This window comes from Streptomyces sp. NPDC043427 (assembly GCF_056436655.1).
Genome location: NZ_JBWKCC010000002.1, coordinates 567,208 through 587,196 on the forward strand (window position 1 = coordinate 567,208; position 19,989 = coordinate 587,196).

At 67.7% G+C, this 19,989-nt stretch carries 12 protein-coding genes and 1 pseudogene; 5 read left to right on the top strand and 8 right to left on the bottom strand.

Going from position 1 to position 19,989, the window contains the following annotated elements; translation table 11 throughout:
- Window positions 1-107 precede the first annotated feature (107 nt).
- Window positions 108-704 carry a Uma2 family endonuclease gene (locus tag AC067M_RS06500; RefSeq protein WP_478695838.1) on the top strand — a complete coding sequence of 199 codons (597 nt, stop codon included), beginning with the start codon at window positions 108-110 and terminating at the stop codon, window positions 702-704.
- A 133-nt stretch (window positions 705-837) separates the two neighbouring features.
- Window positions 838-1,935 (top strand): serine hydrolase domain-containing protein, encoded by a 1,098-nt coding sequence (locus tag AC067M_RS06505; protein ID WP_478695839.1) that lies wholly within the window; start codon window positions 838-840, stop codon window positions 1,933-1,935.
- A gap of 15 nt (window positions 1,936-1,950) precedes the next feature.
- Here AC067M_RS06505 and AC067M_RS06510 read toward each other — a convergent pair whose 3' ends face one another.
- The 3 genes from AC067M_RS06510 to AC067M_RS06520 are packed head-to-tail and all read right to left on the bottom strand — an operon-like array spanning window position 1,951 to window position 3,763.
- Window positions 1,951-2,568: a Uma2 family endonuclease gene (locus AC067M_RS06510; protein ID WP_478695840.1), complete on the bottom strand. Its 618-nt coding sequence runs from the start codon at window positions 2,566-2,568 to the stop codon at window positions 1,951-1,953.
- Between the two features lie 18 nt (window positions 2,569-2,586).
- Window positions 2,587-3,198, bottom strand: coding sequence for a Uma2 family endonuclease (locus AC067M_RS06515; RefSeq protein ID WP_478696003.1), 612 nt, complete (start codon window positions 3,196-3,198; stop codon window positions 2,587-2,589).
- A 25-nt stretch (window positions 3,199-3,223) separates the two neighbouring features.
- Window positions 3,224-3,763: an ATP-binding protein gene (locus tag AC067M_RS06520; protein ID WP_478695841.1), complete on the bottom strand. Its 540-nt coding sequence runs from the start codon at window positions 3,761-3,763 to the stop codon at window positions 3,224-3,226.
- 236 nt (window positions 3,764-3,999) lie between these two features.
- On the opposite strand from AC067M_RS06520, the gene AC067M_RS06525 reads away from it, so the two are divergent.
- Both AC067M_RS06525 and AC067M_RS06530 read left to right on the top strand, forming a co-directional pair.
- Window positions 4,000-4,851 (top strand): helix-turn-helix domain-containing protein, encoded by an 852-nt coding sequence (locus tag AC067M_RS06525; RefSeq protein ID WP_478695842.1) that lies wholly within the window; start codon window positions 4,000-4,002, stop codon window positions 4,849-4,851.
- Between the two features lie 10 nt (window positions 4,852-4,861).
- A complete protein-coding gene (locus AC067M_RS06530) occupies window positions 4,862-5,050 on the top strand; it encodes a DUF397 domain-containing protein (RefSeq protein WP_478695843.1) in 189 nt (62 codons plus the stop codon).
- Window positions 5,051-5,346: 296 nt separating this feature from the next.
- Here the strand turns inward: AC067M_RS06530 and AC067M_RS06535 are convergent, their stop codons facing one another.
- The 5 genes and pseudogenes from AC067M_RS06535 to AC067M_RS06555 all read right to left on the bottom strand — a co-directional run bounded on the left by AC067M_RS06535 (window position 5,347) and on the right by AC067M_RS06555 (window position 16,057).
- A complete protein-coding gene (locus AC067M_RS06535; RefSeq protein WP_478695844.1) occupies window positions 5,347-5,493 on the bottom strand; it encodes a DUF2750 domain-containing protein in 147 nt (48 codons plus the stop codon).
- 239 nt (window positions 5,494-5,732) lie between these two features.
- A complete protein-coding gene (locus tag AC067M_RS06540; protein ID WP_478695845.1) occupies window positions 5,733-6,674 on the bottom strand; it encodes a hypothetical protein in 942 nt (313 codons plus the stop codon).
- A gap of 738 nt (window positions 6,675-7,412) precedes the next feature.
- Window positions 7,413-8,306 (bottom strand): annotated as a pseudogene (locus tag AC067M_RS06545) (RHS repeat-associated core domain-containing protein); the annotation flags it as partial.
- 310 nt (window positions 8,307-8,616) lie between these two features.
- A complete protein-coding gene (locus AC067M_RS06550; protein WP_478695846.1) occupies window positions 8,617-8,877 on the bottom strand; it encodes an Imm32 family immunity protein in 261 nt (86 codons plus the stop codon).
- Between the two features lie 13 nt (window positions 8,878-8,890).
- Complete coding sequence (locus AC067M_RS06555; protein ID WP_478695847.1) at window positions 8,891-16,057, bottom strand: polymorphic toxin-type HINT domain-containing protein; 7,167 nt, start codon at window positions 16,055-16,057, stop codon at window positions 8,891-8,893.
- Window positions 16,058-16,490: 433 nt separating this feature from the next.
- On the opposite strand from AC067M_RS06555, the gene AC067M_RS06560 reads away from it, so the two are divergent.
- Complete coding sequence (locus AC067M_RS06560; RefSeq protein WP_478695848.1) at window positions 16,491-19,943, top strand: DNRLRE domain-containing protein; 3,453 nt, start codon at window positions 16,491-16,493, stop codon at window positions 19,941-19,943.
- The last annotated feature ends 46 nt before the right edge of the window (window positions 19,944-19,989 follow it).

A 19,989-nucleotide genomic window follows, 5' to 3' on the forward strand; every position in this document is an offset into this window, starting at 1 on the left:
GGTTCGCGCCGGGGGCGGGGCCCTCGGGCGTGCCGACCGATTCCCATTCGGGTGAGATGCTGCGGGCGGAGCCCTGCTCCTGGGCGGCCCGCCGGGAGGATGTCAGCATGTCGACGCCTCACCCGGCCCGCCCTCTCATCACCTGGGCCGACTGGCTCATGGAACGCAACCCGGGCCACCGCTTCGAGATCATCGACGGCGTGCTGGCGCTGACCCCACTGCCCGACGGCCCGCACGCAGCCGTTCTCACGGACGTAACGGTCGCGTGCCTACGCGCCGGGCTGGACGGCTCCGAAGTCTGCGTCATCCAGAAGGTCGCGGTCTGGCTCCCCACAGGCCCGGAGGACTACGCCATTCCCGACCTGGCTGTCGTGGACGCGGATATCGACGCCCACATGATCGAGAACAACTGCTACGCCCCTTCATGCTTTCGACTGGTCCTGGAGGTCACCGCGGAGAACCCCCAACTGGACCTCCGCCACAAGGCCCGTGCGTACGCAGCCGCCGCGATCCCGGTCTACGTGATCGTCGATCGCAAAGACGAGCTCCTCCACATCCTGACGAGCCCCCTCTCGGACGGGTACGACAGCCACCAGATCTACGCCGCCGGTCAGTCCGTCACCCTCCCCGACTCGATCGGCGCCGAGGTCACGCTGGACGTGGCCGAGATTCTCAAGGCGGGCCGATCGAAGCCGAAGGACTGAGTCGGGGCAGGCTCGGGGCTACGCCAGGGACGTGTCAGGGATCTTCCCGATGCCGGATCCGACGGTGGACGCGAGACTCGTGTGCATGGCGAACTCATCGTTACGCAGGGGGAGTCGAGGCGGAGCCCTCGTAGTGGCAGTCGGCGCATTGTCGGCCGTCCTGGCGCTCGGCACCGCACCGGCGGTGGCGGCCGGGGCGGTGCCGACTTCCAGCACAGCCTCAGCTGCTCACCAGTACCCGGGACTGGACGAGACGGCCCTGCGGGCGGCCCTCTCCGGTCTGCCCGACCCGAACGTGACGGGCGGCCTGATCCGGATGACCGGACGGGACGGCCGCTGGACGGGCACCGCGGGCCCCTCCGTCCCGTCCCCCGACGCGCACTTCAGAATCGGCAGCATCACGAAGATCTTCACGTCCACGGTCGTGCTGCAGTTGGCCGCCGAGGGACGCCTGAGCCTGGATGACACGGTCCAGGACCTGCTGCCAGGGCTCCTCCCCTCCGACTACCGCCCCATCACCGTGGGCCAGTTGCTCAGCCACACCAGCGGCCTCCAGATCCCCGTCTGCGCCAAGGAGGACGTCGCCCCGAGGGAGGTGGTCGAGTCGGCGCTTTCCTGCGGACACCCGACCGAGCCCGGCAAGGTCACCCAGTACAACGGCATCAACTACTTCATCGCGGGCCTGATCGTGGAGAAGGTGACGGGCCACTCGTACGCCCACGAGGTCCACGCCCGCATCCTGCGCCCCCTGCACCTGCGCGACACCTCGGTGCCGGCACTGGACGACTGGTCGATACCGGCGCCGTACACGCGGGGAGCGATCGTGCGGCCGGGCTCGGGCGGAGAACCGGGCTCCGACGGTCTGACGGACGTGAGCGTCCAGAGCCCGTACGCCTGGGCCGAGGGCGGCATGATCTCCAACGCCCCGGACCTGTCCCGCTTCTTCACGGCCCTCTACCGGGGCCGTCTCCTACCGCCCGCGCAGCAGAAGCCCCTCTTCACCCTCCCCACCGGAGTCACCGGCGACAAACAGTTCAGCTACGGCGGCCTCCAGCGCACGGTCCTCCCCGGCGGCACCACCGTCTGGGGCAAGAGCGGCTCCTACCCCGGCTACACGAGCGGCGTCTTCGCGACCCGCGACCTGGGCCGACTCCTGGTGTACTCCCTCAACCCGACGGGCCGGACCCCGGAGCTGCCGTACGTGATGCGGATCGCGGAGGCGGCGTTCTGACCGCGGCGCTGTGCTTCAGGACTCGCCCCCGCGTCGGTTGATCGCTGTCAGGTCGATCTCGACGTCGAAGGGAACAGACACCTTGAGCCGATCATGGAAGATGCCGGTGAGACCGTAGGATTTCGTAGCCGGGTCGAGTTCGTAGACGTAGACGACGGGAAGGCCGTTGTCGTCCTGCTCGACCTGCCAGAAGTGATGGACCCCGGCTGCCGCGTACTTACGCGGCTTTACCTCGCGGTCACGTTCCCGGGAGTCGGCCGAGACGACTTCGACGGCGAGGACGATGTGCTCGGGCTCGTACCAGGTCTGGTCGGGACCAGTGACCGCCTCCACGGCGAACACCACGATGTCCGGCTCCGGCCGGTTCTTGTTGTCCAGCCTGACTGTCATTTCCCGGTCGACATCGAGGTGGTCAGGAACCTGCGCCAGCAGCGCGTTGTCCAGCAGGCGCGCAGTGCGCGCGTGGAACGCGGTCTGCGGACTCCTCGCGACGAGACTCCCGTCGATCAACTCCGTATGCGACGGGAGGCCCGGAATCCGGTCAAGGTCGTCCGCGGTCCAGCCCTCCGGGGGCGGGATCGGCCGCCGGTACGCCAACTCATCCTCCAGCCCGTCGTCGGACGCGGCGCTCACCAGTACTCCCTCGTACACTCACTCAATTACCTGGCGTGAGGCGTCCTCGGAGTCGCCGACGAACTCCGATGTGTCGAGCTCGAAGTCGAACGGGGCGGGAACATGCAGGGACCGTCCGAACGGGATGTTGGTGCGTGATCGGTACCCCTTGGGGGACGGATCCCAGAACGCGTTGATCTCCTGCATCTTCATGTCGAGCAGCAGATACACGGGCACGACACGGCCATACGTGTCCAGCTTGTCCAGCCAGTCGACGTCCTTGGTGGAGTCGGAGGTCAGCTCGGCCACGAGGGAGAGCGCCTCGCCGTCAGCGTGCCTGCCGTCAGCGTCGAAGGCGGCTTCGTCAGCGATATGGAGATCAGGGCCGAACGCACGTTCTGATCCAGGAAAGGTGAAGAGGAAGGGCGCCACGTCGACGTCATGCCCTTCCGGGGTATGGCGCTCCAGCTGAAGCCGCAGCGACTTCATCACCTTCTTGTAGCGCAGCTTCGACCACGGCGACACGACGATCTTCCCCCGAATGAGCTCGGCCTTGTAGCCAGCCGGTGTGTCCATCTGCTCGACAATCCGGAGCATGTCCTCGAACGCTCCGGGCTGAGCAGCGTTTATGGCTGTCGGACGCTCGGCCATGATGGTCACCACGGTCCTCCACTGATTACAGAGCGTGTCGCGTTCCCACGATAGCGCCGGGCTCCCCGTGCCGCCCGACTCTCAGAACCGGCGCGACCGCACCGCTGTCGACCGAGGGCCCGACCTCGCACCACAGCAGTTTCCCGCCCCGCCCGAAGAGGTCGCCCCCGAGCGGGTAGCCGCCCCACGCCTGCGCGTAGTGACAGACGAGGAACAGCCCACGCCCACCGTCCGCTCCCGCCGGGACTGGGCGTAGGGGACCCGACCGCTTGTCGAAGGGCGACGGGATGTGAGGGTTGGCGTCCCAGACACTCACCCGCAGCCGGCTCCGGCCCAGGCCTCTGAGACGGAGAGTCGCGGGACCGGTGGAGTACCGGTAGGCATTGGTGACCAGCTCGGAGGTCAACAGTTCAGCCGTGTCCCGCACTTGGGTCATGCCGTGCCCGGCCAGAACAGCCCTGAGAGTAACCCGGGCGATGCGAGCGGCCCGCGGATCGTGGGGCAGTTGAAGCGCGTATGCCCACGTTGGGCCCTCTTCGCACTCCGACGGGGATACGGTGACCATGAACGCCTCCTGCGGTGGGGGGACTTGGTTCGTTCGACGACCCCGTCGGCCGGTGGCAGTGCCGCGCACGTGGGTATGGCGCGGTGCGCTTCCGGGGCGTTGGCGGGGCCGGTTGAGCGGTTCGGTCCTCACCGTAGACTGCAATCCCTGATGGTTTTGCACCTATCAGCAAAAGGTTCAGGGATTTACCTCGTGCGGGTGACCACCCCACCAGGTGTACGGAACGGAGCGAGGACATGGCGCCACGAAGCGTCCCCACCGCACGCCGCCTGCGCATCGGCATCGAGCTGCGCCGCCTGCGAGAACGCGCCGGCATGACCGCAGCCGAGGCCGCCCGTTCCCTGGGCACCACCCAGGCCCAGGTCAGCAACATCGAGGCCAACCGCTTTGGCATCAGCGCGGAACGCGTGCGCACCCTGGCCCACATCTACGGCTGCACGGACGAACCGCTCGTCGACGCCCTCGCCGGCATGGCGGCAGACCGTACACGCGGCTGGTGGGAGGAGTATCGGGACGCCCTGCCGCCCCGCCTCCTCGACCTGGCGGAGCTGGAACACCACGCCACTGCATTGCGCGTCACCCAGGTCATCAACATCCCCGGCCTGCTCCAGACCCCCGAGCACGCCCGTGCCTTGTTCCGCGAGGCCGTCCCGGCTCTGCGCCCTCACGAGATCGAGTACCGCATCTCCCACCGCATCAAGCGCCAAGCCCTCCTCCACCGCGAGCAGCCACCGCCGTACACCGCGATCGTCCATGAGGCCGCACTGCGCATGCAGTTCGGAGGCCGCGAGGTGGCCAAGGCTCAGCTGGAGCGCCTGACCGAGGTCAGCGAGCTGACCAATGTCAGCGTCCACGTGATCCCGTTCAACGGCACGTCATTCCCCACGACGGGACATGCCGTCGACTACTTCCATGGTCCAGTGCAGACGCTCGACACCGTGGAGGTCGACACAGCACACGGCAGCGAACTGGTCGACGCGGTCGGGCAGTTGGAGAAGTACCGTCTCGTCCTGGACCGCATGGAGGCAGTCGCCCTGAAACCCTCCGCCTCCCGCGACCTCATCCACCACATCGCCCGGGACATCTGAGAGACGAGACATGACTGAACTGAACTGGCAGAAGTCGTCCTACAGCGAAGAGGGCTCCGCCTGCGTCTACCTCGCCGCCGCTCCCACCGGGACGATCCTCCTACGAGAAAGCGACGCCCCGGGAACCATCCTCACTACCAGCCCCCGTCAGATAGGAGCACTGATAGCCACCCTGCGATCCGGACGCCGCATTGGTTGATCCGGTAGCACGATCATGTCGGGCGGCAGAACACTGGTCAGAGAGGACGCTTTACGGAGCTCACTGCTACTCACATCCCACACCACACAAGGTAGTTCGCCACCGCCACTCCGCGGTACTCCCGGACGTCCGCGTGGCTTGGAGGAGCAGCGCCTCGTTGGCAGAGCGGCGACGGAGTGGAAGGTGCCGGAGGGGCGCAGAGCGTCGGCACCGCCCAGTACGTGCGACCTTCCTCAACCTACGATGCGACTCATCTGCCAGCGGCGACCGCGCGCTCTGGCGAGCGATCCCGTGAGCTAGTCAGCCGCCGCCAGCCGGTTGAGAACTTCCATCGGGGTGAAGCTCCAGCCGACGAGGCGCGGTCCGCTCCAGTTGATGCCGATCATGTATCCCTCTTGGGCGGCTTCAGGCAGATCGCGATCACACCAGGCATCCAGGGACATGGATTCAACACGTAGCCCATGCCCCCAGATCTTCGCCGCCCTCTGGGCCGGGCTGAGGTCGACCAGTAGGGAAGACTTCGCGTGCCGTCCGCGGAGAGGGGAGCCGGGCTTCCCTCGTCATCCCGAACAAACCAGACCACTTCACTCTGACGGGCATCTCGGAAGAATGCTGCCGCTTGCGAACCGCTCTGACTCATGCCACGAGCCTAGCGTTCCCCATCGCTCATTTGTTAGTGGTTCTAAGCCGGTAGCACGATCATGTCGGGCGGCGGCAAGCCCGGCAAAGGAGCCGGCTTGCGGAACTCACCACTGATCAGCACGTCCCGCATCACACGATGGACCTTCGCCACAGCTGCTCCGCGGTACTCCCGGAACGTTGGGGTGGCCTGAAGCAGCAGCGCCTGGTTAGGCAGAGCTGTAACGGAGTGGAAGGCGCCGGAAGCCCGCAAGGCGTCGGCGCCGCCCAGCGTACGGGCGACCTGCTCAGGGACAACCATAAGCCACGAGTAGCCACGCAAATGCGATTTCCAATGAGGTGTGTTAGCCGTCGGGTCGCCGTCGCTACCTCTCAGGAAGTATTCCAACTCGGTCTCCTCACAGGCATGCCTGTAGGAAACATGCCCGAAGACCACGTTATATCGATCACAGGCCCACCGGACGGTCCGCAGGAGGTTATCCTGCACAGCCGAGGCACCCTTCGGCGCGCGCAGCTCTTGTTCGTCCATTTCCACAATCAACTTCACGTATTCCGGAAGTTCGTTGTCGAACTTGGCGGCGAGGTCGAGGTCTGATTCGCCAATCTCCCCGTCCCGTCTGAACACACCGCTCGTCACTGAGATCGATTCGGCTCGGTCGACTATGGCTTGCCTCAGCCAAGGCAGGACGTCCAGGGTGTAAGGGTTGTAACGGACCTCGAGTGTGTCCTGCGGTGCCACAGCAACACACCCCCATCGGTTGGCCCCGCCGCGCCGACTCAAAGCAGGGTAGCTCAATGACCCCTTCTTGGAGATCCGATATCGCCCGACCTCCCTTAGGATGTCCCTCCCCGCGAATTCCCGCACCCCATCCGTAAGCCACTGGGCCGCACACTCGGACAGTCTGACCTGGTCAGTGTCGAACACAGTCAGTTCGATCACCAACGCATGAGAGAGGTTGGCGTTGAGAGAGCTGATGATATCCACTTGTTCACCCTACTCAAGACCGAAGGGACTGGTCACCATCTTCCCCAGCACGTACACGGTGCCCGCCGCCATGGCGGACCACGCGATTTGCCTCTGTTGTGCGGGGGTAGGCTGCCACACCTGGATGGTAAGCGGAGCTGGGACGGTAGAGGGCTCCATGCCCTTGGGAGTTCGGGAGGACTGTTTGCGCGTCCACCAGCCGACGACCCCCTCGTAACGACGGTCCGTGTGCGGCGAACCGACCCTTGCTCTCGTCGACTGCATGACCAGCTGCTGCTTCGGGTTCAGCGGATCCATGGTCGCCATTTGCGGGAGCTCAAAGCCCCGCTGGACGGTTTTTCCATACTTACGCTGCTCCTTCCCCATTGCGTTGACATAGCGCCTTAGTTGTGCCGGTGCAGCTTTTTCAGCAGTCTTAGCCGACTTCACCTCCCAAATAAAAATGTAATCGTCGAAGTAAACGACAATGTCCGCGAATCCATCCTTGGTCTTACCGGTACCGCCGTTGGGGATTTTCACACCGGTACTTACTTGTACTGCGGGATTCTGCCAGTAGAAGGCTCGGAGATACGTGGCTATGGTCTTCACAGCTGCATTGTGGCGGATCGTGTCCTCTCGAATTTCAGCAGGGTCTCGACCATTATTCCCAGACGTCGCTTTGCTGGCACTGCTTGGCGCGCTGCCGCTGCCGCTGCCGCTGCCGCTGCCGCTGCCGGATGTGTACGAGGGCGTATCCGTGTTTTGACCATAGCCGTCACATATATCTTTCGGGCAAAGGCCGGTCGGGTCACTGCTGCTGATCGGGCTGTTCTTCGCGTAGCTGTACCCGTTGATCTGAAGCGGGTCAGTGAGATCGATGATCGGGTCCGCTGACAAAAAGCGGCCCGAGGCCTGGTCGTACTCGCGGGCGCCGATGTGGGTCAGACCTGTAGTCGTGTCGTCGATGCCGGTGCCGACGTAGCTGCGCTTGTTCGGCCAAGCCGTCGGCTTCGCCCCCCGTACCTCGCCGTACGGCTTGAACGCGCGGCGGGTGACCGTCTGGCCGGAGGCCACCTCCACCGACGTGTTGGCCGTGCCGAGATGGTCGGCGAGCAGGACGCTGAGCTTGTGGCCGGTCGTCGAGCCGTTGGTCGTCGTGCGGACGACCGTGGGGGCACCGGCCTGGGCGTACGAGCGGGACGCCTTGGTGATCGTGCCCGAGGCGTTCGTCGTTAGTTCCGTCTCGCCCAGGTACAGCGTCGAGCCGGAGGGCGAGTTCTCCAGGATGCGGTTGCCGTCGGCGTCGTAGACGTACGTCGTCTTCGTGCCGGCGTTGGTGATCGAGTCCAGCTTGTTCTCGGGGGACCAGGCCAGGTCCTGAGTGGTGCCGGGCAGGTTGCGGTCCGTCGTGTTGCCCGTGGCGTCGTACTTGTACGTGCTGCCCTTGCCCGTCGGGGACGAGCTGACCGAGGTCATCGTGTGGGGCTGGGTCGTGCCGCCGTAGGCGTAGGTGTACTTGACGTTCTTCGTCGGGTCCGCCGTGTCGTGGTCGGTCGACGTCGCGCGGTTGGCGATCCAGTCGAAGGTGAACGATTGGCGGTAGGCGGTGCCGCCGGTGGAGACGGCGGTGGAGGCCGGGGCGGCAGCCGCCATCGGCTAGCCCCCTCCCGGAACGCTGACCCGAGGGCCGCCGGACTCCACGTCCGGCGGCCCTCGGCCTTGTCTGCGCCGGCATCGCCGTCCCGTCCGCAGTAGGAGGACACGGGAACGCTGTTGCTGCTCGCAGCGATCGCAGGAAAGCCCGGGTCACGACGTCGGACAACGGGGCCAGCTACGCCGACCGCGACTTCTCCGTCATTGCCGTGGCCAACGGCAAGGCCCCGCCCCCCGGTTGCGCATGGGGAGCGGGGCCTTGGCCGTTCGCTCAGGACACTCGCTCAGGACACTCGGTCAGAACGCTCGCTCAGAACTCTCCGCGTTCGAGGATCAGGTCGTGCTCTCCCTCGATCTCCTGGTCCGCCGTCAGGTGGAGGTGGGCGCCGTTGGTGACGCCGTCCTGGGCGAGGGTCAGGAGGTGGCGGGCGAGGGAGACCAGGCCGGCGGGGTTCGCCTTGATGGCGACCTCCGTCGCGCTGACCTTCAGCTCGATCTCGAAACCGTCCTCCCAGGCGAAGCGGAGGGCCTCGCCGGGGCGGTGGTCGGGGACATCGATCGTGCGATCCATCAGTTCATCGTTTCTATTCGAGGTAGATGTGGCGGTTCTCGACGATCATCATCTTGCCGGGCTTCCTCGGATTCGGTACCAGCCGCTCGAAGTTCATGTGGGGTCCGCCGCCGTGCTGGCCGGTGATGTCCGTCTCTCCCATGCGGGCGACACGGGTGCCGTCCGCGGAGACGTACCGTCCGCTGCCGGCCACCGGCTCGGTGTAGCCCGGGCCGAGCCACCGCTCCGCCGCGTCGAGGACCTCGTCGGTCGGCATCCTCGTGTTGTTCACGGGGTGGCCGTCCTCGTCGACCTTGCGGTACGAGGTCCACGGATCGCAGGGCGTGGAGTTGTGGACCAGCACCGGCGTCGAGCCGGCCAGCACGTAGTACGTGTGCAGGTCGTCGACCGTCAGGTTGTACGTCCGGGTGTGCCCGGTGAACGGGCGGTTGCCCGTCACGACGACGGTGTCGCCCTTGTCGGTGCGCAGGCTCATGCCCGGCTTGAGGTCCCTCGCGGCCACCCAGTTCTTCGCGGAAGGCGACCAGAACGGGTGCTCGTGCGTGGCGGTGAGCTTCTCGATGCCGTCCCGTGTGGCGATGGACAGCTCGTTGAAGTACTTGTCGCCGTCCGTGCGGATGAGGCGGGTGACCTTCCGGGGGGCCGTCTTTCCGGTCTCCGGGTCGGTTGCCAGGACCTGGTCACCGAGTTCGACGTCCTCGATGTCCTTGGTGGAGCCGTCGGCCATGAGCACGTCGGTGCCGGCCAGGAAGCAGTTGTTGCAGCTGGGGGTCTTCCTGGCGTCGGTGGCCGCGTCGACGACGTCGTCCGCCTTCTTGGCCTTGCCCAGCTTCAGGAGCTTGAAGACCTTGCCCCACGGCAGGTCCGCTGCCATGGGCCCGCAGTTGCCCCAGGACACGTCGTCCTTGCACTGACCGGCCTGCTCGGTGTCGAAGACGAAGAAGTTGAACAGCTCCTTGGCCTGCTGCTTCCTCCGGTTCTCGCCGAGCGGGGCGATGCCGTTGTAGATGCCGTACTTGCCGACCGAGACGTACGTCTTGGCCTTCAGGCGCCCGGCGGTGTGGGTGTAGGTGAACAGTGTGGAGCCGTCGGAGCGGGACGTCATGTCCTGCTGCACCATGTGCTGGACCCAGTGGCCCTTGCTGTCCTGGGTGAACCACTCCCTGGTGCCGGGCGGGCAGCCGCCACCCCCCTCGCACACGCCGACGGGACGCAGGCCGTCCGGGTCGGAGGTCGAGATCGGGCTGTTGCGGGAGTAGGCGTAGCCGTTGATCTGGAGCGGGTCGGCGACGTCGATGACCGGGTCCGCGGAGAGGAAGCGGCCGGAGGTCTGGTCGTACTCGCGGGCGCCGATGTGGGTGAGGCCGGTGGCCGCGTCGTCGATGCCGGTGCCCAGGTAGCCGCGCTTATTGGGCCAGCTCGCCGGCTTGGTGCCGCGGTTCTCGCCGTACGGCTTGAAGGCGCGGCGGGTGACGGCCTGGCCGGAGGCGACGTCCACCGAGGTGTCGGAGGTGCCCAGTTGGTCGGCGAGCAGGACGCCGAGCTTGTGGCCGGTCGTCGCCCCGTTGGTGGTGGTGCGGACGACGGTGGGCGCACCGGCCTGGGCGTAGGACCTGGACGCGCGGGTGATGGTGCCCGCCGTGTCCGTGGTCAGCTCCGTGTCACCCAGGTACAGGGTGGATCCGGAGGGGGAGTTCTCCAGGATGCGGTTGCCGTCGGCGTCGTAGACGTAAGTCGTCTTCTTGCCGTCGTCGGTGATCGACTCCAGTTTGTTCTCGGAGGACCAGACGAGGTCCTGCGTGGTGGTGGACAGGTCGCGGACGGTGGTGTTGCCCGTCGCGTCGTAGGTGTAGGCGCTGCCCTTGCCGGCAGGGGTGGAGCTGGTCCACGTCATCGTGTGCGGCTGCGTCGAGTTCTTGCCGTAGCCGTAGGAGTACGTGACGTTCTTCGTCGCGTCCGCCGTGTCGTGGTCGGTCAGCGTGGCGCGGTTGCCGATCCAGTCGAAGGTGAACGACTGGCGGTAGGCGGTGCTGCCGGTGGAGACGGTGGTGGCGTCCGGGGCGGCGGCCGCGAGCGTCGACGTCAGCGCCGAGTCGGGGCTCAGGGCGTCCGTGCCCTCGTCGGGGGCGTCAGCGACCGGGCCGGAGGAGGGCGCGTAGTCGGTGCGGTGGCCCCACGCCGTGCCGTCGGCCGTCTTGCAGCCGGTGCCGGTGCCGGTCGGCGTGATCTTCGACGTCCAGGCGTGCACCAGCTCGCCCATGACGTCGTAGGTGTAGCACTGGGTGTCCCAGGCCGCGTCCGACAGTTGGCGGGCGTTGGAGGTGATGGTGCCGGAGGCGTCGTAGGAGTAGTAGCCGTCAGTGATGCGGTGCGGTCCCGAGGTCTCGCGGTCGGTCACCGTGCGCTGGAGACGGCCGGTGTGCGGGTCGACGAAGTTCGTCGTCCACACCCGGTAGGGCTGTGAGCCGGAGACCGTGCGCAGCACCTCGCCGTAGGGCGAGTAGGTGGCGTCGGCCGTGTACCAGGTGAGACCGGAGGTCGACTCGGCGAGGCCGTCGCGGTTGTAGCGGGTGACGACCTTCTCGCTCTTCAGGCCGCCCTTCGCGGGCAGGGTGACGGACTGCGGCTTGCCGGTGGGCGTGTAGGTGTAGGCGTAGGTGTACGTGCCGGACAGGCCGGTGGTCAGGGCGTTGGCCGGGACGACCGTCTCGCTGCCGCTGACGTGGTACTCGGAGTCGTAGCCGGTGACACGCTGGACGTAGTCGCCGCCGTCGGTGTGGCGGATCGCGGCGGTCTGCTTGCCGAGTCCGCCGGGCGACTCGTCGTAGGTGTACTCCTTGGCCGGGGTCGCCGTGGCGGAGCCCCGCCGCACGTACCGCACCCGGCCCAGCACGTCGTACTCGGTGAACGTCTCCTGCTGCCGCGCGTTCTTCACACGGTTCGCGCGGTCGGCGGCGTCGTACCAGGTGTTCGTGGTGCCGGTGTCGGGGTCGGTGGCGGACGTGACCCGGCCGCGAGCGTCGTACACGTAGGACCAGACGTTGCCGGCCGGGTCGGTGACCTTGCTGCGCAGGCCGCGGGCGTCGTAGTCGTACGTCGTGGTGCGGCCGTTGGTGGAGTCGGAGTCGCCCTTGCTGTAGTGCTTGATCGAGGTGACCCGGCCGAGGGCGTCGTAGTAGGTCCGGGTGCGCGGGGCCGTGGAGCCCACCGGGTCCACGTAGGTGCTGGTGTCGCTGTAGCTGGTGTAGGTAGCGTACTTGTAGTCGCCGCTGTGGTAGGTCGAGGCGCGGACCTCGCGCTCCAGGCCGTCGTAGCGGTGCTTGACGTAGCTGGGGATCAGCGACTTGGACCGGGGCGCGAACAGCTCGGTGCTCGGCTCGCCCTTGGCCAGGTAGGAGGCGGTCTTCTCGTCGACCAGCCCGTGGTCGTTGTACGAGGTGTCCACGATGATCCGGCCGGGGCCGTGGGCCTCGGTCTGCTTCTGGACCTCGCGCTGGAGACCGTCGTAGAGGGTGATCTCGCGGGCGTAGGTGCCGTCGTCCTTGAGCCTCTGGACGGTGATCGCGGCCGGGCGGTTCTGGTCGGGGGTGGCCACCGCCATCTGGTAGGAGATCTGCACGGACGGCGACTGGCCGACGGACTGACGCGAGGGCGACCAGCCCTTCACCAGCCGGCCGAGGGCGTCGTACTCGTTGCGGGTGACGCGGCCGTTGGGGTCGGTGAGCGTCAGGGCCAGGCCACGTCCGGGGTCGTAGGTCGTGGTGGTGGTGTGGCCCTTGGCGTTGATCGACTTGACCTCGGTGACGGGGCCGCCCGCGTCGGCGGGGGTGTACTGGGTCTCGGTGGTGCCGGTCCCGGGCGAGGTGACCTTGCGGACCCGGCCCAGGGGGTCGTAGGTCGTGGTGACGACGAAGGACACCGCCGTGCCGGCCCCGTCGTTCTCGGCCTTGGAGGTGACCAGGCCCTTGGTGGGCGCGTCGCCGTAGGTGAGGTTGTCGTAGGTGTTCTGCTCGATCGACTTGACCTTGGTGGCGGGGTCGGCCGCGGCCTGGGTGGCGCAGCTGGTGCCGGTGACGCGCTGCTCCTTGGCCAGGCCGATCAGCCAGGCCGAGGTGTTGTGCACGTACGACGTGGTGGTGCAGGTCTGGTCGGAAAGGGTCTCGGAGCTGCCGTTGGGCTTGACGACGACCGTCTCCACCTGGAGGGGCAGGCCGTAGGTGTCGTCGACCGTGGTGATCCTGCGTACGGCACGCCAGGTCGGGTCCGCCGTCTGGATCTCGTCGGTGCGCTTGACGCCGACGCGGTGGGCAAGCAGCGGCTCGCCGGCCGTCCCGTCCTCGTTCTCCCGGGCGCGGGAGGCGGTCTGCTTGGAGTAGGGGAAGGTCAGGGCACGCTTTTGGACCTTGCCGTCGGAGTTCAGGTAGGTGATGACCTCGGCGGTCATGCCCGCGAACTGCGGCGCGTCGTCGGCGAGGAGGGTGTAGGTGCCGGTGGAGTCCTTGACCTCGCCGCCGACGCCTTGGAAGTAGCGCGTGACGGTGTACGACTGGGGGTTGACGTCGCCCTGTTCCGAGACGGTCTTGCCGCCCTTACGGACGGAGACCTGCCGGTAGCCCTTCCAGTCGCTGTAGGTGCGCAGTGCCGGGCGGGTGAACTCGTCGTCGCTCTTGGCCCAGGCGGAACCGGAGTACTTGTACGTGGTGATGACGGGCTTGCCGTGCGAGGTGACCTTGTCGGTCTCGGTGACGGAGGAGACGACGTACTTGTTGAACCAGGCCTTCGCGGGCGTCTTCTCGTCGCCGTCGGGGGACCAGCGCACCGGGTAGCAGGTGCCGTTGCTGCGGCCCTTGTCCTCGGATGGCTCGCTCGCGCAGCCGCCGGTGTACTCGACCTCGATGTCGCCGCCGTACTCGGTGGAGACGGTGCCGATGCGGGGGCGGGTGAAGGCGGGGCGCTGGTCGCTCTTGCCGGTGAGGACCAGGTTGGGCAGCTGGCGGTCCTTCAGCCGGGTGTGCAGCGGCGAGGTGGAGCCGACGGTGTACGCGGAGAAGCTGACGCCGTCCGCGGACTGGGCGGTGCCGGTGGTGTCACCGGGCGCGTAGCCGGTGCGGGTGATGGAGTTCAGCCACAGGCCCGGCGCGGTGTCGTACCAGTCCTCCGGGAAGGACTGGTGGAGCGTGTACTTGTCGACGGATCCGAGGCCGGTCTGTCCCGCGCGTGCCGCCTTGGTGGTCACCGTGTCCAGGCGCATCTGCGTCCAGAACGACGGGAACTGCGGGCAGAGTTTGGACGTGGACTTGCAGTTGAGGTTGCCGGGGGTGTCCCACCACGGCCGGTAGGCGCCCGGGTCGTCCGTCTTGGCGAAGTTGGCCGCGTCGCAGGCGGTCGTGGACTTCAGGCAGCGCTGCTCGACGCCGAACTCGACCTTCGCGGACGGCTTGGTGAGGTCGCTGCGCATGCCGTACTCGATGACGGTCGGGTAGGCGGCGCGGTCGTACTGCTCGGGCGACTTGAACTTCTTACGGACGGCGTAGTGGTTCGACTCCTGCTTCCAGGTGACGACCATCGTGTTGCCGTGGACGTCGACGACCTTGTCCAGGCCCCAGCGCCAGGCCTGCTGCTTGCCGGCGCCGCAGCGGGAGTCGGCGAAGGCGTCGGCGTGGCAGGGTTCCTTCGGGTGGTTGCCGAAGACGGGCACGGTGGAGACGGAGTTGGTGTCGGCGTGGCCACCGCCGACCTGGTTCTGGCCGTAGTAGTACTTCGTGCCGTCCCGGGTCGTGACGACCCAGTACTCACCGTTGTTGTCGTCGTTGGTGGCGCCGACCTTGTGCTCGACGCGCGTGCCGTCGTCCTGCATCAGGCGGTAGGTCTCGGTGTCCGTCTCGGGGTCGCTGCCCGAGGCGGCGGCGCGGACCAGCTCGGTGGTCTTCCCGTTGAGGGACATCGCCGCGTTGTACGACACCCAGCACAGGTCGGACGTCTTGTCCTTCTTCGCCGTGTTGTTGGGCGTGCCGGAGTCGAGCGTCTTGCGGTCGTCCTTGCAGGTGCGGTAGCGGCGCTCGATGTAGCCGGCGTCGTAGGTCCAGCCCTCGCCGATCCAGGACGCCTGGGGTGAGGAGACCGCGGTGCGGCCGTCCACGGTCTGCGAGTTGTACTCGAAGGAGACCTTGGGGGCGGGGCCCGCGGGCGCGGGCGGGACGGTCAGCGGGTAGGACCAGGTGAACGCGCCCGACGACCCGGCCACCTCCCACTTGCCGTCGGAGGCGAGCGGGGTCGCCTTGAAAGTGCCGCCGTTGCCGGTGCCGGAGTCGACGGCGCCGATGACGGCGGTGTCGCCGGTGGCGGCCGCCGGGGTCGCGGAGTTCGAGTCGCGGTAGGCGGCCTGGAACACACCGGAACCGGTGGCAGAGGCGGCCGACGGTGCCGAGGCCGGCGTGACCGTGCCGTCGGCTGCCGGGTCGACGGTGGCGGTGAGGGAGTTGGAGGCCGTGTCGTTGGTGGTCTCCAGCTCCTCGTACGTCTGGCACGCCTCGTCGTCCGGCGTGGTCAGGTAGCACTCGGGGAACTGCACGAAACTCAGCCGGGAGGCCCAGTCGGCGCCGTAGAGGCTCTGGAACTTCGTGTAGTCGAGCTTCACGGAGACGGGGACCGCGCCGGTGGCCGGGGCCTGCACCTTCAGGACGGCACCGTCGACACCCTGGCTGACGGCGGAGGTGCGGTCCGGGATCGAGACCTGCCACGTCCCGGTGGGCACCGGCTGGTCGGGGGCCTGGCCGAGGCTGACCGGGAGGGTTCCCACGGGGGTCAGGGCGACCTGCTGGGCCGAGGCGGAGGAGCGCAGCGCCGTCGGTGTCGTGGCCGGCGCGCCGAAGGTCACCGAGCCCGCCAGGTTGGACGGCGGGGACGTGGTGTTGGTCGGTGCCGCGAGCAGGTCGTCGGGTACCTGGCCCTTGAGGGTGTCCAGGTGACGGGAGAACACCTTGCCCTCGATGGGCACTTCGTTCTCCAGCTGTTCCAGCGGAACCGTCTCCCGGCCGCTCTCGTCGTACGTCGGGTTGGGATCGGGTGGCAGCGCCAGCGACTGGGTGGGCAACAGCCCCACCAGCAGGGCGGCTGCCGCGGTCGGTATGGCGGTGCGTGCGACGCTGCGGCGGGCATGCGGAAGGCGGCGGCCGAACACGAAGAGGTTCCCCCGGACCACTCGAAGCGGGGCCGGTGAAGGACCACGCGTGATGACTTTCAGACAGCGCAGATTCTGTGGTCAAGGTGTGAACGAATACCAGGTCCCACGTGTTCATGTGAACACGATCACAGTGCGTAACGGGTGATCGCGCCGCATTCAGTCTTCTTACTGAAAACTTACTTACAAGTACCCGAATCCGACCAGGATTTGTCTCTCCTGATGCGAAATCAGTCATTTCTGAACCGGCATCACCGTCCGGTCACCCTCCGCCGCGCACACACCTCGGTGGTGGCCCGCGCGATGGCCATCGATCTTCACAGGGTGACGACAACACCTTCTTGAGTCATCATCAGCCGTCCGGTGGGGGCAGGTCCGGTGGGGGCACTGCGTCCGGTCCGCCGGTCTCTCTGGGGGAAGGGGAACCCGTCCGATGACGCGCAACTTGCGTCGCAGACCCGGCCGTCGGGCCACCGCGGCACTGCTCGCGAGCGCCATCGCCGCGACCGGCATCGCCTACGCCGGCTTCGAACTGTCCGGCGACGCACCGCACGACAGGGCCGGCGACGATCGCCGGACGAAGACGGTCAGCGAGTCCACCGCCCTCGCGCAGGCGGCCCGCACGGGCCGCAGCGTCGAGGTCACGACGGCGCGCACCGCGTCCTCGACCACGTGGGCACAGCCGGACGGCCTGATGACGAAGCGGCTGTACTCCTCCCCGATCCGGGCCAAGGTGGGCGGCGAGTGGCGGAAGATCGACCCGAGCCTGCACCGCACCAAGGAGGGCTGGGAGCCCAAGGCCACCAACACCCGGGTGGTGTTCTCCGCCGGGGCCGAAGGCAGCGGTGAGCGCTCCTCCCGCTCGACGGTGCGGCGCGTCTCCCTCGTGAGGACCGCCGCCGCCGACACCGGAACACCGCTGGCCACGCTGTACGTCGGCGGCGGTGACTACGCGATCCAGCTGACCTGGCCGGGCGCCGTGCCCACGCCGATCGTCGACGGCAACCGGATCCTGTATCCGGAGATCTTCCCCGGCGGCGACCTGGTGCTGGTCGCCGACGACGACGGCTTCGGACAGGTCGTCGTGGTGAAGAACCGTCAGGCGGCCGCCGACCCGCATGTGCAGCAGCTCTCCTACGGCCTGCACTCGGCCGACCTGACCTTCCGGCTCGACCCGGTCAGCGGCGTGGTCAGCGCCGAGAGCGCCTACGGCGACGAGGTGGCCGTCTCCCCCACTCCGCTGATGTGGGACAGCAGCGGCGCCCCGGCCGTCACCGACGGCACGGTCGGCGCGACCGCCCAGCCGACCACGCCCGAGTCCCCGGACCCGACGGACTCCACGAGCGAGTCGCCCTCGGACACCGCGAGCCCCTCCGAGGAGGCGGTCGAGTCCGACGAGCAGAGCGACACGGACGTCGAGGTGCTGCCGTCGGCGAGCGACGGACCCGAGCCGACGGTGGCGGAGTCCCCGCTGCCCTCCGCGCCGGCCGAGCCGACCCCCGCTCCCTCGCAGAGCGGTTCCTCCGCGACCCTGAGCCTGCCCTCCCTGGACGGCCCGTCCCCCGACTCGCGCGGCGACCTCGTGGAGGCGGACCTCTCCGCGGGCCAGTGGACTCTCACCCCCGACCAGGACTTCCTGAACGACCCGGCCACCACCTACCCGGTCTTCATCGACCCGTCGGTCAAGAAGCACACCCAGAACTGGACCACCGCCTACAACCGGCACCCCAACGCCACGTTCTACAACGGCAAGGGCTTCAACAAGGGCGGCACCCACGAGGCCCGCGTCGGCTTCGAGTCCGACACCTGGGGCACCTCGCGCTCCTTCTTCAACATCTCCTTCGACAAGGGCCTCAAGGGCACCAAGATCACCAGCGCCAAGCTGCGGATGCTGGAGACCTACTCCTGGTCGTGCCAGTCCCGCTCGATGAGCGTGCACCTCACCGGCGAGATCGACTCACACACCAACTGGAAGAACGCGCCCAAGCTGCACGACGGCAACAAGCTCGCCACCAAGAGCTTCGCGCACGGCTACAAGTCCGGCTGCCGGGACGCCTTCGAGACCTTCGACGTGAAGAAGGGTGCCCAGAAGGCAGCCGACAAGGGCGAGGACATGATCACCTTCGGGATGCGCGCCCGTGACGAGAACGCCCAGTACGCGTGGAAGAAGTTCCAGGCCAACGGCGACTTCGCACCCGTGCTCGAACTGGTCTACAACCGCAAGCCGTCGATCGTCTCCAACTCCCTCGACCTCGGCCCGGACGGCAAGTGCACCACCACCAAGCCGTACGTCCGCATGGGCTCCGGCGACCTCACCTTCACAGCCAAGGCCGCCGACAAGGACAAGAACCTCGACTACTTCGACTTCGACCTGTGGCAGACCGGCCAGTGGGACACCACCGGCGACCTGCTGAAGTCGACCGGCAAGGTGTCCGCGGGCGGCGACGCCGACACCGCGCTGCGCACCACGCCCAAGTTCTCCACGAGCGGCCTGAAGAGCGGCGCCACGTACTCCTGGCGCGTGCGGGCGGTCGACGACGCGGGCACCACCTCCGGCTGGTACCCGAAGACGCCCTGCCGGTTCGTGCTGGACACCACCGCTCCCCGTCCGCCGAAGGTGTCCTCCACCGACTTCCCCAACGCCGACGGCAGCGAGAACGGCTTCGGCAACGACGGTGAGGACGCCAACTGGTCGACGAAGAAGTTCGGCACCGCCGGCGCCTTCACCGTGCGCGCCCTGAACACCGACGTCGTGCGCTACGAGTACGGCTTCAACTCGGCCAGCTACACCGGCAGCCTCGCCCGCACCAACGGCACGGCCACCAGCGTCAGCGCCACCATCTCGGGCGCCAAGCCGCCGACAGCCGGCCCGAACGTGCTGTACGTCCGTGCCGTCGACAGCGCGGGCAACGTCTCCGAGGCCACGAAGTACTTCTTCTACGTGACCCCGCGCGACCAGGCCGACACCCCCGGCGACTTCACGGGCGACAAGCTGCCCGACATGATGGTCGTCACCGAGGGCGGCAACCTCGCCCTGTACCCCTCCCAGGCCACGACCGACCTGACCAAGGGCTCCGGGGACCTGGACTACTCGATGCCGGGCGCCTACCGGGCCAACCCCGAGAAGGACCCCAACGGCGACGACCTGCCGCCGTACGTGGCCGCGCCCAACGGACACTTCAAGGGCGCCCTGATCACCCACAACGGCGACATCTACGGCGGCGACGGCCTCCAGGACCTCGTCGTGCGGGTCGAGGGCAAGCTCTTCGTCTACCCCGGCGACGGTTACGGCGCGGTCGACATCGACCGCCGCCAGGAGATCCTGCTGCCGGCGGGCGCGCCGAGCCCGTCGACCCTCACGCAGATCGTCGCCGCGGGCGACATGACCGGTGACGGCCGCACCGACTTCCTCGCCACCGTGGGAGACGCTCTGTGGGTGTTCACCGGCTACCACGGCGCCACCATCGACCAGGCCGTCCGCCTGTCCTCCTCCGCGTGGACCGAGCGTGACCTGGTGACAGTCATGGACGTCAGCGGCGACGGCGTCACCGACATCGTCTACCGCACGGACGCGTCCTCGCGGCTGCTGTTGCGCAAGGGCATCGCCGCGAGCGGGGGCGGGGTCGACCTCAACTCCCTGGCGGCCGGTGCGAACTCCGCCGGCGGCGCGGACACCGAGTACGGCGCGGCCGGCTGGTCCAGCGCCGGCATCCCGCTGCTGATGGGCACGCCCGACGCCAACGGCGACGCCGTGCCCGACATCTGGGCCGTCCGCTCCGACGGGTCCGTCCGCTTCTACTCCGGCGGCAAGACCGTCCTGTCGGGCTCCGGAACGGAGATCGTCGGCGCGGCGAGCTACTGGAAGACCCGCATCGCCATCGGATAGCCCACCGGGCCACCGCAGCACCAGGGCGAGGGCCGCCGGACTCCAC

Bases quoted from the DNA above. Each gene is read 5' to 3' on its own strand.
- AC067M_RS06500 (WP_478695838.1), top strand. From the start codon at position 108: ATGTCGACGCCTCACCCGGCCCGCCCTCTCATCACCTGGGCCGACTGG.
- AC067M_RS06515 (WP_478696003.1), bottom strand. From the start codon at position 3,198: ATGGCCGAGCGTCCGACAGCCATAAACGCTGCTCAGCCCGGAGCGTTC.
- AC067M_RS06520 (WP_478695841.1), bottom strand. From the start codon at position 3,763: ATGGTCACCGTATCCCCGTCGGAGTGCGAAGAGGGCCCAACGTGGGCA.
- AC067M_RS06525 (WP_478695842.1), top strand. From the start codon at position 4,000: ATGGCGCCACGAAGCGTCCCCACCGCACGCCGCCTGCGCATCGGCATC.
- AC067M_RS06530 (WP_478695843.1), top strand. From the start codon at position 4,862: ATGACTGAACTGAACTGGCAGAAGTCGTCCTACAGCGAAGAGGGCTCC.
- AC067M_RS06535 (WP_478695844.1), bottom strand. From the start codon at position 5,493: ATGTCCCTGGATGCCTGGTGTGATCGCGATCTGCCTGAAGCCGCCCAA.
- AC067M_RS06550 (WP_478695846.1), bottom strand. From the start codon at position 8,877: ATGGATCGCACGATCGATGTCCCCGACCACCGCCCCGGCGAGGCCCTC.
- AC067M_RS06560 (WP_478695848.1), top strand. From the start codon at position 16,491: ATGACGCGCAACTTGCGTCGCAGACCCGGCCGTCGGGCCACCGCGGCA.